Genomic DNA, 13,354 nt, shown 5'->3' on the forward strand with positions numbered 1-13,354 from the left:
TGGGGCCGCCCAGGCCCCCGGCGAGCCTGCCGCAGCGGGGCGTACGGTCCCCCTCCGCGCGAAAGCCACCGGCAGGGGACGGGTCACCCAGACCGCGGGCCACCACACGACACGGGGCGGACCGGCCCCGCCCCCGACCGGGCATCTCCGCCCGAGTACATCCGGATGAGGGCGACGGCCTCCGAGGACGGGCAGGTCACCCAGACCGGGGGAGACCACACATGACGTCACCGGCGAGCCGGACATCGCACCGACGTTGATCGAGTGGTGGGGTCCGGAGCGTGGGCGTACCGTCGAACGGTGGACTCCGCAGGCAGCAGCCCGCAGCCGGCTTCACCACAGGCGACCACCACCAGGGAATCCGGTGGTGGTGGGAACGCGATGGCACTGTTCGTCCTCGCCTCGTGCCAGCTGATGGTGGTCCTCGACATCACGATTGTGAACATCGCGCTGCCACACATCCAGAGGGCGCTGGACTTCTCCACCACGAGCCTGGCCTGGGTGGTCAGCGCCTACACCCTCACCTTCGGCGGCCTGTTGCTGCTCGGCGGCAGGGCGGGCGACATCCTGGGACGGCGGCGCGTCTTCGTATTCGGCGTGCTGCTCTTCGCCCTCGCCTCCCTGCTCGGCGGGCTCGCCCAGAACGCCGGTCAACTCCTCGGCGCACGGGCCCTGCAGGGCGTCGGCGGCGCTATCGCTTCCCCGACGGCCCTCTCCCTGATCAGCACCACCTTCCGCGAAGGCCCCGAACGCAACCGCGCATTCGGCGTGTTCGCCGCGGTCTCGGCGGGCGGCGGCGCGATCGGTCTGCTCGCGGGCGGCATCCTGGTGGAGTGGCTGAACTGGCGGTGGGTGCTGTTCGTCAACGTGCCCATCGGCCTGCTCATCGTGCTCGCCACCCCCCGCTGGATCAGGGAGTCCGAACGCCACCCCGGGCGCTTCGACGCCACCGGCGCGCTCACCTCGACCGTGGGCATGGTGCTGCTCGTCTACGGGTTCATCAGGGCCGCGCAGGAGGGCTGGCGCGACGCCCTCACCCTCGCCTCGTTCGCCGCGGCCGTCGTCGTGCTGACGGGCTTCATCCTGATCGAGCGGCGCTCCAGACAGCCCATCACACCCCTGCACATGTTCGCCGACCGCAACCGCGCGGGCACCTACGGCATCATGCTGTGCCTGGCCGCCGCCATCTTCGGCATGTTCTTCTTCCTCACGCTCTTCGTGCAGGACGTGCTGGGCTTCAGTCCCCTCCAAGCCGGACTGGCCTTCCTGCCGGTCAGCGCGGTCATCGCCATCGGCGCCGGACTGGCCTCGCGGTTCCTGCCCGTCTACGGCCCCAAGCCGTTCATGGTGATCGGCGCGATCCTGGCCGCGGCCGGGCTGGCCTGGCTCACGCTGACCGACGTGCACTCCACCTACGCGGGCAGCGTCCTCGGCCCGATGCTCGTCTTCAGCCTCGGCATGGGCATGGAGTTCGTGTCGCTGACCCTCATGGCGCTGTCCAACGTGCCCACGCCGGAGACCGGCGCGGCCTCCGGACTGCTCAACGCCACCCAGCAGGTCGGCGGCTCCCTCGGCCTGTCCATCCTGGTCACCATGTACGGCACGGCCAGCACCAACGAGGCCGAGAAGCAGATCCCGCTCTTCCAGCAGCAGGCCACCCCTGCCGAGCGCCTGCGCTTCGAACGCACCGGGCAACTGCCGAAACCCTGGTCCGACGAGATCCTCACCGCCGGCGTCTCGGCCTCCTTCATCATGGCGGCGATCTTCACCGCGATCGCCGCGCTGATCGCCCTGATCGTCATCCAGGTCCGCCCCTCCGACCTGGACCGCCTCAAGGGAGGAGCGGGCCCCGGCCCGATGTGAGGCCCGCCCCCGGTGCCGCTACCCCCCGATCTTCCCGGCGATGACCGGTGCCAGCCGGTCGGCGATGACCCGGTGCCCCCGGTCGTTGGGGTGCACCGAGTCCGTCAGATCGCCCGAGCCCAGCCAGCCGGTCGTGTCGACGAAGGAGACCCGCGTGTCACCGCCGGCGAAGGCGGCCTTCACCGCGGCCTCGGTCTGCGGGACGTACCGCCCGCGGAACGTCTCCAGCGCGAAGATCCACGCCTGCGGATACGCCGCCCGGACCTTGCGCAGCAGACTGCCGTACGCCGACTGGAACTGTGCGGAACTCACCCCGTGCCCGACGTCGTTGGTGCCGAGGTTGATGACGACCGCGTCGGCCCGGTAGCGGGAGAAGTTCCAGTCGGGCGTCGCGGCGTTCGGATTGAGCTTGGTGAACTGCCGCTCGAGGCCCACACAGCCGTCCGCCGCGGCCACCAGGCACGCCCCGCCCTGCGCGATCTGCGTGTGCTCCACGCCCAGCCGCTCCCCGATCAGCCAGCCGTACGCGGTACGGGCGTTCTGCGAGGTCGTCGTGCCCACGGTGATCGAGTCGCCGACGAACTCGACCAGTCTGGCCGGGGCCGGCGGGGCGAAGGTCGTCGCGCCGCTGTCCAGGACGAGCCCCTGGAAGACGGCGTCGCCCTTGTACGATCCGGCCACCACCTGGTAATTGACCTGGAGCGTGTGGTTCCCGGAGGACAGGGCCGCCGGGGTCAGGTTCACCGTCCCCTTGACGTCGTCGTAGAACGTCACCGGCCCGTTGTCGATCCGCGCCCACAGATCGATCGTGCCGCGCTGCTTCAGCTTGACCGTCCTGCCGGTGAAGCCGACCCGGTAGTAGGCGCCCGCCCAGTAGGGGGTGTAGGCGGTCGCGGAACTGGTGGTGTCCCAGCGGCCGACGAACTTGATGTTCGGGTCGCCGGGCTGCCCGGGAGCCGCCGCCTTCACTGTGGCGCCGCTGCCGAGCCGGGCGCGGACGACCGGGGCCAGGCGCTCGGCGAACTTGGTGTGACCCGCCTCGTTGGGATGCCCGTTGCCGTCCTCGTAGTCGGCGCCGTCGGTGAGCCAGCCCGAGGTGTCGACGTAGTGCACCCGGGCGTCACCGGCGCTGTTGCGGGCGCTGACGGCGGCCCTGGTCTCGGTGACGTAGCGCTTCTTCAGCGTCTGCACCGCGAAGAGGTGGGCCGCGGGGTACTTCGCGCGCACGTCCCGCAGGAACGTGGTGTACGCGAGCCGGAAGTCGGCGCCGGACACGCCGTGCCCGATGTCGTTGGTGCCGAGGTTGATGACGACCGCGTCGGCCCGGTACCGGGAGAAGTCCCAGGCCGCGTCGCCGGTGCTGGCCGTCCTGAAGAACTGCCCGCTCAGACCGGCGCACCCCGACCGCGCGACCAGGCAGTATCCGGACCGGGCGATCCGCGTGTGCCGCATGCCCAGCCGCTCCCCGGTCTTCCAGGCGTACGAGTCCAGCGCCAGCCGGTCGGTCAGCGCCCCGGCGGTGATGGAGTCCCCGACGAACTCCACCAGCCCGGACGGGGCGCCGGCGGCGACGGTCCGCGCACCGGAGTCCAGGACCAGCCCCTGGAAGACGGTGTCACCGGAGCGGTAGGACACGCGCAGCGTGTGGGTGCCGGGGGAGAGCGGCCGGGGAGTGAGGTTCACCGTGCCGCGCACACCGGCGTGGAAGACGTCGGGGCCGCCGTCGATGCTGGCGTAGAAGTTGACCGCGTTCCTGGCCCTGACCTTCACGGTGGTGCCGGTGAAGCCGGTCTGGAGGTAGCCGCCGGTCCAGTTGGACACGGCGGAGGTCCCGGAGGAGGTGTCCCAGCGCCCGACGTACGCGATGTTGGGATCGGACACCGAGCCGTCCCCCGCCGCGGCCCGCGCGGGAGAGCCGCCCGCCACGGACAGAAGGCAGGCGAGCAGCGCGGCGGTGAGGAGAGCGGGCAGGGCGCGTCTGAGTGAGGGGTGGGGAGAGGTCTGCACGGGGTTCCCTTTCACGTGGGGGTGGTCTGGGAGCGCTCCCATAGGCAGCCTTCCGAGGGAAGCAGTGAAACGGTTCAGACGTCAAGTAGCCGACCACTGGCGGAAGTTGCACCGGGTGTTCCGCGCGAGACCGGTGTGTCCGCGTACGGCCGGTTCCGGCACCTCCCACCGCCCGGCCCGACCTGCCGCCCTGCCTCAAGAAGGTGCGGTGAGCCCACGGGCGGCCGGGGTGCGTGGTCGGGCTCCCGGCCGCTACCGCTCGTTCCGGAAGCGGTTCGACAGGGCGTCGGGGAGGCCGGATGCGTCCGTGCCGAGTTTTCGGTACACCGAGGACAGCAGTTGCCGCACGCCCTGCTCGGTGAGCCGCAGATCCTTCGCGACCACCGAAGCCGGGTGGCCCAGGGCCGTCATCTCGGCGGCCCGGCGCTCCTGGGCCGTCAGTATGTCCGTCTGCGGGTAGCGCAGGGGCAGCGGGCGCAGTCCCGCCGCGGAGAGCTCCCGCCTGGCCCGGGCGGCCAGACCCCCGGCACCGCAGTGCACCGCGCCCTCCAGGCCCTGGTAGAGCCGGTCGGCGGCGTCGTGCAGGCGGCCGTTGCGAGCCAGTGCGGCACCGTGGCCGACCAGGGCGCGGGCCAGTTCGTAGGCGGCGGGCGACTGCTCCAGCTGGTCGACGGCCTGCGCGTGCAGGTCGAGCGCCGCCTCCCCGCCCGTCACCTCCGCCTGGATATGCAGCGCCCGGCCGATCGCGGAGGCCGCACCGAAGTCCCGGGCCCGCTTGACGGCGTCCTGGGCATGGCGGACCGCCTCCTCCGGGGCGGTGCGGGCGAGCGCCGAGGCCAGTCCCAGCTGCCAGGGGCACCACGCGGGGTTGCGCCAGTCCCGCGCCTCCAGCCACTCCCCGACCTCGGACAACAGCCGCGCCGCCTCGGGGAGTCGCCCCTCCGCCATGAGCAGGTCGGCGTACACCGTGCGGGGATCCGGGAAGATGACGGCGTTGGGGACGACGTTGCCGTAGTGGTGGCTGTCGGCGAGCCGGCGTGCGTCGCCGGTGCGTCCACGGGCCAGCAGGGTCTGGATGAGAATGCCGATGGCGAACCACTGGGCGGGCACCGCTCCTTCGACGCGCTCGGCGGTGTGCAGCCCGGCCTGGACGAGTTCTTCCGCCTCACGCAGGCAGCCACGGCGGTAGCGGATGTAGCCCAGGAGCGTCTGGCCCTGCGCCAGATGGGAACCGCGCCACCCCATGTGCTCGCACTCGGCCATGCCTTCGGCGAAGAGTTCCTCGGCCCGCCGTGGCTGATCGCAGTACATGAACAGCAGGGCGACCGCGACGGGCACCTCGAAGCCGCGGTTCTCGTCGGTCCAGCTCATCCCCCCGCGGAGGGCCTCCTCGGCATGCCCGAGGGCGGTCCGCCGCGGCTCGCCGCGCACGAGGGCGTCCCACGCCCGCAGCCCCAGGATGTAGCGCTCCTCCAGGCCCCGGCCGGGCAGCTTGTCCGCCAGCCGCGCCAGCCGGCGCGAGCGGGCGGAGGAGTCGGGTTCGTCGGCGCGGAACGCGCTCCACACGAAGTGATCGGCCTGCATGCGCAGTTTGACGCGCGCGTTGATGGCGCGCCGCGCCTCGTCGGCGGCCACGGTCGCGGCCTCGGTCAGCCGGTCGGTGTGGGCCAGCGCCTGGGTCAGCCGGTAGACGATGGAGGCGCGCAGGTCGGGGTCGATTCCCGGCTCCTTCAGCGCCTCGCGCAGAAAGCCGACCGTGGCCGTGGGCTCGATCAGGAAGGTCGAGCAGGCCAGCTCGTGGAGAAGGGCGGCGCGGTCCTCGGCAGGAGGTGGTTCCCGCAGTGCGCGGGTCAGCACGCGCCGGGCGGCCTCCGGGGCCCCGGCACGGAGGTACTCACGCGCGGCGGCGCGCAGGCACGCGACCGCCTCGGGTCGGCCGTCGCAGGGAACCTCCAGCAGGTGCCGGGCGGCGACAGTGGGGTCGGCCCCGACCGCCTGGGCGGCATGGGCGGCCGCGTTGTGCATGCCGACCCGCAGGCCCGCGGGGATGTCGCGGTAGATCGTCGTGGCGATCTGCGGGTGGACGAACTCCAGTCCGCCCCCGGGCTCTTCGGTGTCCGCGAGAATGCGGCGGGCGCGCAGCTTCTCGGCCGCCTCGGCGGCCTCCTCGCTGCCGAGTACCGCGAGGTCGGCGGCAACTTCCGTTGAGAAGGGCCCGCCCAGGACAGCGCCGGCCCACGCGAAGCGGATGGTGCCCGGGCCGAGCCGTTTGAGGCGCTCGATCAGGCCGGGGCCCTTGACCGCAGCGGCGAGGTCCCGCATCAGGGGCAACTCGTCCTGGGTGCCCCTCACCCCCCGCTCACGGAGCCTGATGGCCAGTTCGACGGCCTCGAAGGGGCTTCCACAGGTGACCGTCCAGCACTCGCCGCAGAACGCGTCCTCGGCTTCCTCACCCACTTCGTTCCTGATGATCCGCGCCACGCCGGCCTCGCCGAGCGGGGACAGCACGTGCGGGCGCTGCTCGTGGCGTTCGACGAGCGTACGGAACGAGGCCGCGTCGGACGGAAGTTCGTCGGGCCGGTAGCCGACGACGATCAGCAGCGGGAGGTTCGCGACCCGGGGTGCGAAGGAGGCGAGCCAGTCGAGGGATTCGGCATCGGCCCAGTGCAGGTCGTCCAGGAGCAGAACGACAGGCGAGTTCAACATCGTCAGTCGCGTCATGACCCAGTCGAGCCCGTCGCGTACGCCGGTCGGGTCCGGCATCCGAGCGGGGTCCGTGGCCTCAAGACCGAGCGCGGCGCCGACGATGTCGTACCAACTGCCCAGGAAATCCCGGCGCTCCGCCTCGCCCATCCTGGCCAGGATGGGATGCATGGCCTGGCGGACGACGCGGAACGCCATCCCCCGCTCGTTCTCGCCGCCCTTGCCGGAGAACACCGTGAACCCGAGGGCGGCGGCGCGGGCCCGCACCGCCGCGATGAGTGTCGTCTTGCCCAGCCCGGCCTCGCCGGTGAAGGCGAGCAATCCGCCGCGCGGTACCTGGGGCACCCCGTCGACGGTGTCACGGAGCTCCGCCAAGGCGTGGCCGATGGCCTGGAGTTCCTCGTCGCGTTCGAGTAGAGGCCGTTCTTCGGTGATCGGTTGCCGCAGCCCATGGGCCATGTGGTCTACCGCTTCCTGTCGTTGCTCCCCGCCGGACGGGGCGAGCGTACGACCTCGTGCACGCCCCGTGGCCGGGTCGGAACGGGAGGTCGACAGAGCGGGTGAATTTCCCCGCGGGAGCGGTTCGGGTCTCAGCCTTTCGGGTATTCTGCTGTGTTTCGCCCCTCTCTGGACCCCTGCGGTGGAAACGACCGGTCGGGCAGCGGATCAGAGCGCCGCGGGTGCCGCCATCGTGTCCGCGTACCGCGGCACGGTCCGGGACCAGAAGTAGCAACCGCGGATCCAGCCGGCCATGCCCTCCACGTAGCCGACGCCGGACGGGCTCAACTCCGGTCGCAGCTCATCGGAGAGCTCCTCGAACTCGCGGATCGTGCTGTTGATGTGCCGTGTGGCGAGCGTGACGGCCACCGGCAGGGAGCACCGGTGCGTCCGCTGGTAGGCGAGGGCCAGGTTGATCACGCCGCCCGCCTGGTGTTCCTTCACCGCGGAGAACAGGTCCGGTATCCACACCGCCGCGTCGGCCGACAGCCGGCTCAGGCGTCGCATGACGGGGTGATGGATCTCCTCCGGGGGCAGTTCGCAAGGCTGCGCGGCCTCGCACAGCGGGTAGAACGGCTCGACGCCCGCGATGAGGGAGCGTATGGACCGGCACAGCCCGCTTCCCACCGGGACGGACCGGGACTGGGCCACTGCTTCGTACAGCAGGCCGTGTACGTACTCACGGCTGTTCGAGGCCCAGCGGGCCGCCTGAGCGGGTGTGCACCGCTGCTGTACCTGTCGATGGAGGTCCGCCAGGGCGGCCCCGAGCGGGGTGGTGGGCGGTTGGCCGTCCCGCAGGATCGCGATGCTCTCGCACAACATGGGCAGCAGCCGGTCCGGCGTGTGCCGGCCGACGTCCTCCGCGCGGTCGTCGTAGATGAACTGGTAGGCGATCTGGTCGGCCATGATCTGGAGGAGCCCCGGGTCCATGGTCGGACTGTTGTAGGCCGCGAGTTCGGCAGGGCGCGTGCAGGAGATCATGGCCGCCACCGCCGGGTCGTCGGTCAGCCCCCAGGTGCCCAGCCACTCCTCGACGCCTGCCGCCGCTTCGAACGCGTGGGGGTTGCGCTGGAACGGGAAGGGCATGTAGAGGTTCGCGTCGATCAGCTCCCTCAGATCGACGACCGGATTCTTCTCCTGCGCGGCGAGCGCTACTTCCTTATGCGTCGCGGACATCGTTGCCACCTGCCGTTCGTGAGTTGAGGACGACGGGTACGACAGTTGTCCCGGGTGAGAGTGAGTCTCCCCGACGCGGTGGGTCCGCCTGCCGCCTCGTTCGCGGTTCGCTGACCATCACCAGTCCTCTGGGCCCCAACGAGGCGGCGGGGCGCAGCCGTTCGGTATAGCCGGGCAGATGACGCAGCCGCCAGTGCCGGGCGATGAACGCGACGGCCACCGTGGCCTCGGTCAGCGCGAGTGTCTCCCCGATGCATTTCCGGCTGCCCGCACCGAACGGAATCACCGCCCCGGGCGGGACCGCGACGGCCTGCCCGGGCAGCCAGCGGTCGGGGAGGAAGCGATCGGGGTCGGGGAACCGAGCGGGGTCGTGGTGCAGGAGGTACGGGCTGAACATGACGGTGGCCCCCTGCGGGAGACGGTGCCCGGCGAGCTCCGTCTCCCGCGTGGTGACGCGGGTGAAGAGCCAGCCGGGCGGGCGGTGGCGGAGGGTCTCGGTGAGGACGCACCGGGTGTGGACGAGGCGCGGCAACTCGTCGGGGCCGGGCGGCTGCCCCGAAGCGAGCACGGCGTCGGCTTCGCGGTGCAGGCGGCGTTCCTCCTCGGGATGCCGTCCCAGGAGCTCCAAGGCGGAGGAGAGGCACAGGGCGGTGCTCTCGGCGCCGGCGAACATCAGTGTCAGCACCTGACCGTGGATTTCCTGGTGGGTGATCGCCGTCGCCCCGCCGTCGCCCCGCGTGGCCGCCAGCAGGGTCCCGAGCAGGTCGTCGCGGTCGTCGTCGGAAGCGCCTCGCAGGCGCTGGGCGATGGCCGTGTGGACGATCGCGCGCAGGCGGTCGGAAGCATGCCGGTAACGCCGGTTCGCCGGCGTGGGAACACGGAACAGGGCGTCGACCGGCATCACCGTCCGGACGAACATGCCGCGGACCACGGTGGCCAGGCACCTGCGCATCTCCGCGGCCGTCGCGGTGTCGAGCGAGTCGGAGAAGAGGACGCGGCTGACCACGCGTGTGGACAGGTCCAGCATGGTCGCGCTGACGTCGACCGCCTGCCCGGTCCGCCACGCGCGGCACACCGACTCCACCTCCTCGCCCATCAGGCGCACCTGGTCGGCGACCCGTGCCTTGCGGAACTCGGGCTGCAGGAGCCTGCGCTGACGCCGGTGATCCTGGTGGCGGCAGGTGCCTACGCCGTCCCCCAGCAGCATCCGCAGCCTGTCGTAGAGCGGGCCGCCCTTGTCGAACGTGCGCGGGTCCCTGAGGACCTGGTGGACCAGGTCCGGGTGACACGCCATCCAGGCGGGCTGCGGGCCCAGGCGTAACTCGACCAGGTCCCCGTGTTCGGGCAGAGATTTCAGAAAAGCCAGCGGCCGACGCACCAAGTCGATACCGTGGCCGATGAATGGGAATATGCCTGGAGCAGTGCCCACTGTCCAATCTCGGGCTGGTCCGGGAACAGAGCCGCTCATCGAATACCACCTGCCTCATTTGGCACACGGGATTTCGGTGCGGTCGCACCGGCTTGATGCTCGTCTCATGTCCTGCCCAATGGAATCAGCCGATCGCTCGCCGAAACCTTTCTCCGTAGGGGCGCATGGATGCACGGAGGGGCGTCGAGCGAATCACGGCTGCTGGATGCACCCAGAAAACTGTGGTCTCGTCAGTGCTCCTGAAGAACGGGGCCGGGGTGGAAGACGCGGTGGTAGCTCTGCGGCGGCGCGAGATGGCTCGCGGGCAGGCCACACGTGTCGAGGACGATCTGGTCCAGGGCGATCGCGGGGTCGGTCATGAACAGCCGCAGGACGTGTTCACCCGGCTCCGTCACGGTCACCGTGGCCGTCAGCTTCTTCCACGCCCTCCTCGACGTTGCGGGCCCGGGCGTCCCCCCGGTCGCCCGTGGCGATCGCCTGGCCGGACAGGACCGTCGGCTCCTGGTCGTCGAGGGCAAGTGTCAGCCGGCGCTGGCCCCGCTCGTCCAGGGAGGGCAGCCGGAAGACGGTCACCGGGAAGGTGCCCGGCCGACTTGCCGGTGGCGTCCCGTGCCTCGTAGTGAGCGAGACACGGAACCGGCCGCCTCCCGCGCGTCGAACTCGTGCACCTCACCGCTCATCCCGGCCGGCACCCGCCAGCGCGCGACCGCCTCCGCGCTCACCAGCGCTCGGTAGACGTCCGCACGGGGCGCGCCGACATGCCCGGAGACCCGCGTCGTGTACATGAGCTCACACTGGGGCCTGTCGTTCGGGATCAGCCCTGGGCGGCCTCGTCCGCCCCGGTCGGCAGGGGTGGTTCCGACTCGATGCGGTGCAGTTCCTCGTCGGTGAGGAGGCGGGAGCGCAGCAGGAAGCGGACGCCTTCCGGGGCCTCCAGGGAGAAGCCGCTGCCGCGGCCGGGGACCACGTCCACGGTGAGGTGGGTGTGCGACCAGTACGCGTACTGGTCCCCGCTCATCCAGAACGGGGTGTCCCCGGCCACGTGCCCGAGCAGGACGTCACCGGCACCGACCCGGAACTCTCCGCGCGGGTAGCACATCGGGGCGCTGCCGTCGCAGCAGCCGCCGGACTGGTGGAACATCACCGGGCCGTGCGTCCCGGTCAGCCGCCGCAGCAGTTCCTCGGCGGCGGGCGTCAGTTCGACGCGTCCCGTGCGCGCGGTCGTCGGCAGCACGCCGGGGTCGGGGGCGGGTGAGTCGGGCATGGGATACCTCCCTGCGGTAGGGGTGCCCCGCCATGGTCGCCCGGAAGTGTCCGTCGCGGAAACCCGGCGCCCCGGGGACCGTCAGCCCGCACGCCGCATGTGCCGGCGGATCCAGGCCGCCTGACCGCCGTCGACCGGGAGGTCGCTGCCGGTGATGTACCGCGCCTCCGAGCCGGTGAGAAAGGCCACCGCGTCGGCGATCTCGCCGGGCGTGCCCGCCCGGCCCGCACCGCACGCGTCGAGCGTCGCGAGCATGTGCCCGTCGGCGTCGAAGTCGGCCTCCGCCTTCGCCAGCGTGCGCGGCCTCGAACGGGGGAGCAAGGTGCCCCAGGTGGCTCCTCTCACCCCACTCCGGCCGCGCTACAGCAGGTCGCGCGGGACCTTCTCGTTCCAGGTGCGGGAGAACACCCGGCGGTCGGCTTCGTACGCGTCCAGGGTCGCGTCCACGAAGAAGTCCGAGTCGTCACAGCTCAGCCGGGTGTGCGTCACCACCCGCACGTCCCAGTCGTCCCGCTGGAACCGCATGGTCCACGTGGACTCGCCGCTGACCGAGGTGAAGTCGTCGGCGACCGCGGTGTAGCGCTCGTGGGCGCGGCGCCCGGCCTCCAGGCCGATGTGCTCGAAGCGGACCGTGCCCCGGTCCTTCACGATGTCCAGCTCGGAGTGGTAGCCGACCAGGTCCCGCTTGACCTCCCAGCGCTCCTCCGGGGGCGTGACCTGGCTCGTCTCGAGCGGGGGAGTGCCCTCGGGTTCGCCGAAGGGGGACGCCGGCACCTCGTCCGGTTCCTCCACCGGCCGCACCGGCAGGGTGAGCGTGCTGGAGTGCTCGTGGACGCTCAGCAGGGCGGGCTTCGGCGGCGGCCAGGCCAGCGGCCAGTAGGACGTGGAGAGGGAGAGCCGGATGCGGTGGCCGGGCGGGAACGCCTGGGCCACTCCGTTCAGCGGGATCGTGGCGCGGTAACGGCGGCCCGGTTCCAGCGGCTCGGGGGACTCCGTGCCGTCGCGGCGGGTGAGGTTCAGGATGCCGTACGAGACACGGGTCGCGGAGCCGTCCGGGCTCACGTCGGACAGCCGCGCGGCCACCATGGCGACCGGTTCGCTCACCGACAGGTCGAGTTCCACGGTCGGTGAGCCGAGGATCTCCACCTGCCCGGTCAGCGGCTCGGTGTCGAAGACGAGGGAACCGCCGTCCTCCTCACGCTGGTCGTACGGCAGGTCCGGGGGCGCGTTGTAGGAGGCCCACTTGCCCGCGAACTGGCCCACGGACAGCGGCGACTGCACGGTCATCGTGTCGCCGTCGAGGGCGTTTCCGTCGTCCGCCGCCTCCCGCGGAGGCCCGATCGTGTGCCGGGTGAGCGGATGGACGGCCTGCCGGATGTGCGGGGAGGGCCAGTCCGGCTCGCCGACCCAGCGTCCCGGACGCTCTTCGTACGCGGTGGAGGGCGGCACGCTGTCCTGCATCCACGCCTGCAGCATGGGGCCGTCCATGACGCCGTTGTCGACGCCCTTGAGCCAGTGGTCCCACCACCGGACGAGCTCCTGGAGGTAGCCGATCGCCGGGCCGGGCTCCCCGAGGTGGGGGAACTTGTGCGACCAGGGGCCGATCAGCCCCTTGCGGGGCACGTCCAGGTTGCCGAGCAGCCGCGTCACGGCGTTGGAGTAGCCGTCCGCCCAGCCGCTGGACGCCAGGACCGGGCAGCGCACGCTGCTGTAGTCCTCGCACACCGAGGCGTGCCGCCAGTAGTCGTCCCGGCGCTGGTGGCGCAGCCACTGCAGGACCCACGGCTCGGTGTGCTCCAGGCGTTCGTGCCACATCTCGCGCCAGCGGTCGCCGACCACGGCCGGGTCGGGCGGGCAGGTGCCGTAGGCGAACATCGTGCCCGCCTCGGCCAGGTTGTCCGACAGCAGGGCGCCGCCCATGTAGTGCATGTCGTCGGCGTGCCGGTCGTCGGTGAAGGAGGCGATGGCGATGGCCTTCAGGCCCGGCGGCTGCCGGGCCGCCACCTGGAGCGCCGCGAACGCGCCCCAGGAGATGCCCATCATGCCCGCGCCGCCGTCGCACCAGGGCTGTTCCGTCAGCCAGGCCAGGACCTCCTCGGCGTCCGCCTGCTCCCGCTCCAGGTACTCGTCCCGCAGCACGCCCTCCGAGTCGCCGGTGCCGCGCAGGTCGACGCGGACACAGGCGTAGCCGTGACCCGCGAGGTACGGGTGGTGGATCGAGTCGCGTACGGCCGTGAGGTCGCGCTTGCGGTACGGGATGTACTCCAGCACCGCGGGCACCGGCTCGTGGTCCGACGAGGTGGGACGCCAGATGTGCGCGGAGAGCCGGACCCCGTCGGACATCGGGATCGTGACGTGCTCTTCTTCCTTCGTCGCGTACGGCAGGTTGGTCACGTAACGCATGGAACCCACGT

General features: G+C 71.5%; 11 protein-coding genes. 1 reads left to right on the top strand and 10 read right to left on the bottom strand.

The window, feature by feature from the left end; translation table 11 throughout:
* The first annotated feature begins 381 nt into the window (after positions 1–381).
* Entirely contained in the window at positions 382–1,863 is a 1,482-nt protein-coding gene (locus tag ACIBL4_RS30950) for an MFS transporter (protein WP_399415076.1), read from the top strand.
* Positions 1,864–1,881: 18 nt separating this feature from the next.
* On the opposite strand, the gene ACIBL4_RS30955 is transcribed toward ACIBL4_RS30950, so the two are convergent.
* The 10 genes from ACIBL4_RS30955 to ACIBL4_RS31000 form a co-directional block, all read right to left on the bottom strand.
* Positions 1,882–3,870 (bottom strand): GDSL-type esterase/lipase family protein, encoded by a 1,989-nt coding sequence (locus ACIBL4_RS30955; protein WP_399415077.1) that lies wholly within the window; start codon positions 3,868–3,870, stop codon positions 1,882–1,884.
* A gap of 252 nt (positions 3,871–4,122) precedes the next feature.
* Positions 4,123–7,032: an ATP-binding protein gene (locus ACIBL4_RS30960; protein ID WP_399415078.1), complete on the bottom strand. Its 2,910-nt coding sequence runs from the start codon at positions 7,030–7,032 to the stop codon at positions 4,123–4,125.
* Positions 7,033–7,239: 207 nt separating this feature from the next.
* Positions 7,240–8,247, bottom strand: coding sequence for a (-)-alpha-amorphene synthase (locus tag ACIBL4_RS30965; protein WP_399415079.1), 1,008 nt, complete (start codon positions 8,245–8,247; stop codon positions 7,240–7,242).
* A complete protein-coding gene (locus ACIBL4_RS30970) occupies positions 8,231–9,715 on the bottom strand; it encodes a cytochrome P450 (protein WP_399415080.1) in 1,485 nt (494 codons plus the stop codon). Before ACIBL4_RS30970 ends, ACIBL4_RS30965 begins: the two co-directional genes overlap by 17 nt.
* Before the next feature lie 191 nt (positions 9,716–9,906).
* Positions 9,907–10,077: a hypothetical protein gene (locus ACIBL4_RS30975; RefSeq protein ID WP_399415081.1), complete on the bottom strand. Its 171-nt coding sequence runs from the start codon at positions 10,075–10,077 to the stop codon at positions 9,907–9,909.
* On the bottom strand, positions 10,055–10,249 hold the full coding sequence (locus tag ACIBL4_RS30980) for a hypothetical protein (RefSeq protein ID WP_399415082.1): 195 nt from the start codon (positions 10,247–10,249) through the stop codon (positions 10,055–10,057). Before ACIBL4_RS30980 ends, ACIBL4_RS30975 begins: the two co-directional genes overlap by 23 nt.
* Positions 10,246–10,461 carry an SRPBCC domain-containing protein gene (locus tag ACIBL4_RS30985; RefSeq protein ID WP_399415083.1) on the bottom strand — a complete coding sequence of 72 codons (216 nt, stop codon included), beginning with the start codon at positions 10,459–10,461 and terminating at the stop codon, positions 10,246–10,248. The genes ACIBL4_RS30980 and ACIBL4_RS30985 overlap by 4 nt, the downstream gene beginning before the upstream one ends.
* A gap of 29 nt (positions 10,462–10,490) precedes the next feature.
* On the bottom strand, positions 10,491–10,940 hold the full coding sequence (locus ACIBL4_RS30990; RefSeq protein ID WP_399415084.1) for a DUF779 domain-containing protein: 450 nt from the start codon (positions 10,938–10,940) through the stop codon (positions 10,491–10,493).
* An 81-nt stretch (positions 10,941–11,021) separates the two neighbouring features.
* Complete coding sequence (locus tag ACIBL4_RS30995) at positions 11,022–11,261, bottom strand: SDR family oxidoreductase (RefSeq protein WP_399415085.1); 240 nt, start codon at positions 11,259–11,261, stop codon at positions 11,022–11,024.
* Positions 11,262–11,300: 39 nt separating this feature from the next.
* Complete coding sequence (locus ACIBL4_RS31000; RefSeq protein ID WP_399415086.1) at positions 11,301–13,343, bottom strand: CocE/NonD family hydrolase; 2,043 nt, start codon at positions 13,341–13,343, stop codon at positions 11,301–11,303.
* Between the last annotated feature and the right edge of the window lie 11 nt (positions 13,344–13,354).

Origin of the sequence: Streptomyces sp. NPDC050416 (assembly GCF_044458845.1) — a bacterium.
Taxonomy (GTDB): domain Bacteria; phylum Actinomycetota; class Actinomycetes; order Streptomycetales; family Streptomycetaceae; genus Streptomyces.